Genomic DNA, 3311 nt, shown 5'->3' with positions numbered 1-3311 from the left:
AATCAACGATTTTTGTAGCGGCGTCGATGTCTTTGCGGGAGTAGGAAATGAAGATATGAGACATGAATTATTCCCCTAACAACAGTTTGCCTGCAAAAAAGAAACACGCCCGGAGAACGACTCTCCAGGCGCGAGTAAAGGCAGATCAAAGTGGATGCTGTCTTCCGATCCGATTGCCTGTGCGATGACGTGCGCGCAGGTCAGGATCAAGTTCTCGGCGGCAAGAAATCCCACCCCGACGGGAATCCCGTCAGCGGTGAGAATACGGACTAAGCTGTTGTGCAGTTGATGGGACATAGCTCCCCTCCCAGGGTGATGGTGGATAGAGGATAATTTTACCCTACCAATACATACCTCTACGCTATATTCCTTTGTTACAGCTCGAAGCACGCCCACACTGCAGCATGGGGACCTCCTCCCAATTAACTCAATAGCACCAATCATACATAACCGGGTTGTTGGCACAATAGACGTATCTTCGACTTCGATACCATCACAGCCACTTGCGTTAATTGCTCCCATCCAGACCAATAGAGGACGGAGATATTATATTTTAGAAGGTAACTTAAATATGCGTCGTAATTCTTTTAGCCAAAGGTCTCCAGAGATGTAATGCTGATATAAACGAGAGAGAACTGTAAGTTTTTCAAGACCGTGAATTTCAAAGGTTTGGAATGGCCTTACTCCGTTTTCCCTTTGTGACTTTGTTCGATACACACCAGCATAAAATTTAGCGACCGTCCATGCAAAATCTAGAAGTTCTCCTTGCATGTTTAATGCAATATCCAACTTTAGAACATCTTCTAAACGTAATTTCTCAGGTGTTTGATATTCAAGCTTTCGAATACCTCTATCTGAAAGACCTACAGAGTTTCCTAGTTGTTTTAAAGAAAGTTCTTTGGATATTCGAATGCGGTTGAGATATGCTCCAATATCAAGAAATAATAAATTACCACCGGATAAATAATTGTTACGGATATTTTCGAAAGATAGGTGACGGGGGTATCTGAAATCTATCCAACCAATACGATCGGATTCTTTGTCGGATTCTTTGTTTAAGGGAGGAATGTCAATCAATCGTTTTTCTAAATCTTTTACACCAAGGCAACTGTAGATGAACTTATATAGTGGGGGCTCAATACGGGAATCTTTATCAAAAACTTCGTCAACAAAAAACTCAATGGCTTCATCCATTGGCCCAGAAAAATCTCCTGATGAAAAAACGCCACTCATATCTAGAAAATCTATGTCATTATAGTTGAGACACTGATGTTCTTTAGGAATTTCCTTTTTTATAGAACTTTTTTGAAAATGTAAGGGCATTGCCTGAACAATTTCTTTGGCGAATAAGTTTTCTAGGGGCAATTCTAGTGAATGAGCAAGACGAAATGCGGCGTTTAGTGTCAAAGCTACTTTTTCATTTTCAATATAGCTAATCTGCGCATGGGTGCCTCCAAAAATTGCAGCAAGCTCCCTTGACGACAGTTTTTTTTGTTCTCTTGCCTCTCTAATTAGAGCACCATAATTTTTAATCAACGAATCCATTTTATTTCCTTGTAGTTTCTGAAAAGCTGTGCTAAACTGTATTTACGTCGCATAAAGAACGGTATTTACCATTCTTATTATTAGGTAAATTTTTTATCTGAAAAATCGAACCCATATAACCTTATGACCACAAAGCCTATTCTCAAAGGTCGCCTAAAAGGCAACCAACTCCGAAAACTATCAGCTCTACTCGATATGATGTACTCTCCGTCCGAGTTGGCAAAAGAAGTAGGATTTACACAACGTCAGGTCTATCGCGCCTACATACCACTGGGATGTCCACACGAACGTGATGAAAGCAATCATCTATGGATCAATGGAATAGCATTTAGAAAGTGGCACAAAAAAACCTATAAAAAAGTGAAGCTTCAAGATAACGAAGCTTACTGCGTCTCTTGCAAAAATATCGTTACTATTCAAAACTTCGAGAAGAAACAAAGTGGTCGTTACCACTACAAGCTTATTTCCTGCCCTAATTGCGGGGGAAATATTTCAAAAGCAATTCAAAACAAGGCATCGGATGATTAATAGAAAAAACAAAAAAAATAGAGATGAATATCTGAAATACCTACTAGAAAGATTAGGACAAGACGAACTCTCTATTAACACAAAACGAAGTCGCTTAAATCATCTTTTAATTTGGTGCGATGAAACAAAATTCGAGTTCATCCCAAAACGCCAAGAGATATTTCGACAATATGTCGACGAACTCATCAAACCAAATGGTAAGCCTCAAGCTCCTGGCTATAAAAGAGATCTCATGCAAGAGGCTAAACGTATTTTTGAGTGGTTAGCCGTTCATAAAGGTTATCGCTTAGTCACACCTGCTTGGTTGGACACATTTACCTACAAGATAAAATCTAATGAAAGAAATCATTTAAAATCGGTAGCTGAGCAAGAAATCAAGTTCATGGCTAATCTGCCTACCAAAACTTTAAGGGAACAACGAGCTCGTGCTAGTGCATTGTTTCTCTTTGCTTCAGGAGCAAGAGCATCAGCATTTGCAACCTTACCAATTAAAGCTGTAAATCTCAAAAACTTAGAAATCTATCAATGGACAAGCCTAGGGGTTCGAACAAAAAACCGCAAATCAGCAACAACGTTTATCCTAAACATAGGCACTATTTTAGACATCATAAAAGAGTGGGATAAATTGGTACGATTAAAACTTCCTCCTGAAGCTCCTTGGTTTGCTCCAATTTCTTCAACATCTTTGGATTTTGACACTCATAAAACAACTATTGGAAAACATAGAGCAAGGGCTGTCAACAAAGACTTAGAAATCTTTGGCATGAGAAACGGCTTTCAAGATTTTTTCACTCCTCATGATTTTCGACGCGGACATGCTAACTTTCTCTTTGGCCGCGCTATCGATATGGCAGATCTTATTGCTGCACAAAACAACTTAATGCATACGAGTCTTACAACAACAGAGATGTATGCTCGACAACGTCAAGAACAAACCAGAAAACGTATTTCTATAATGTCAGGACGAGACACATCAATTCATTCAAAAGAGGACTTATCATCTCAAATGTTATTAGAAGAAATAATAAAAATAAAGCAAATGCTTAAAAAAGAAAGGTAAAAAAATGCTACCAAAAGAACAATTTCCCCATAAAAAACATAAAAAAAGTGGGCCCGGCTGGATTCGAACCAGCGACCCAACGATTATGAGTCGTTTGCGCTAACCGCTGCGCCACGGGCCCAAAGAGCGGGAGACGGGATTCGAACCCGCGAGTGTCAGCTTGGAAGGCTGATGCCTT

General features: G+C 39.6%; 3 protein-coding genes and 1 tRNA gene. 2 read left to right on the top strand and 2 right to left on the bottom strand.

The window, feature by feature from the left end:
- Positions 1–546 precede the first annotated feature (546 nt).
- The gene (locus tag HN980_00085) at positions 547–1545 is read right to left on the bottom strand and encodes an XRE family transcriptional regulator (protein ID MBT6927885.1); all 999 of its coding nucleotides are present in this window, start codon (positions 1543–1545) and stop codon (positions 547–549) included.
- Positions 1546–1668: 123 nt separating this feature from the next.
- On the opposite strand from HN980_00085, the gene HN980_00080 reads away from it, so the two are divergent.
- Together HN980_00080 and HN980_00075 are read left to right on the top strand one after the other, a co-directional pair.
- A complete protein-coding gene (locus HN980_00080; protein MBT6927884.1) occupies positions 1669–2073 on the top strand; it encodes a hypothetical protein in 405 nt (134 codons plus the stop codon).
- On the top strand, positions 2066–3133 hold the full coding sequence (locus tag HN980_00075) for a site-specific integrase (protein ID MBT6927883.1): 1068 nt from the start codon (positions 2066–2068) through the stop codon (positions 3131–3133). Before HN980_00080 ends, HN980_00075 begins: the two co-directional genes overlap by 8 nt.
- 48 nt (positions 3134–3181) lie before the next feature.
- Here HN980_00075 and HN980_00070 read toward each other — a convergent pair.
- Positions 3182–3254 (bottom strand) — tRNA-Ile (locus HN980_00070).
- Positions 3255–3311: the final 57 nt, after the last annotated feature.

Source organism: Waddliaceae bacterium, assembly GCA_018694295.1.
Lineage (GTDB): Bacteria > Chlamydiota > Chlamydiia > Chlamydiales > JABHNK01 > JABHNK01.
The sequence above is the reverse complement of the archived record's forward strand: the minus strand, read 5'-3'. Positions and strand labels throughout refer to the sequence as shown.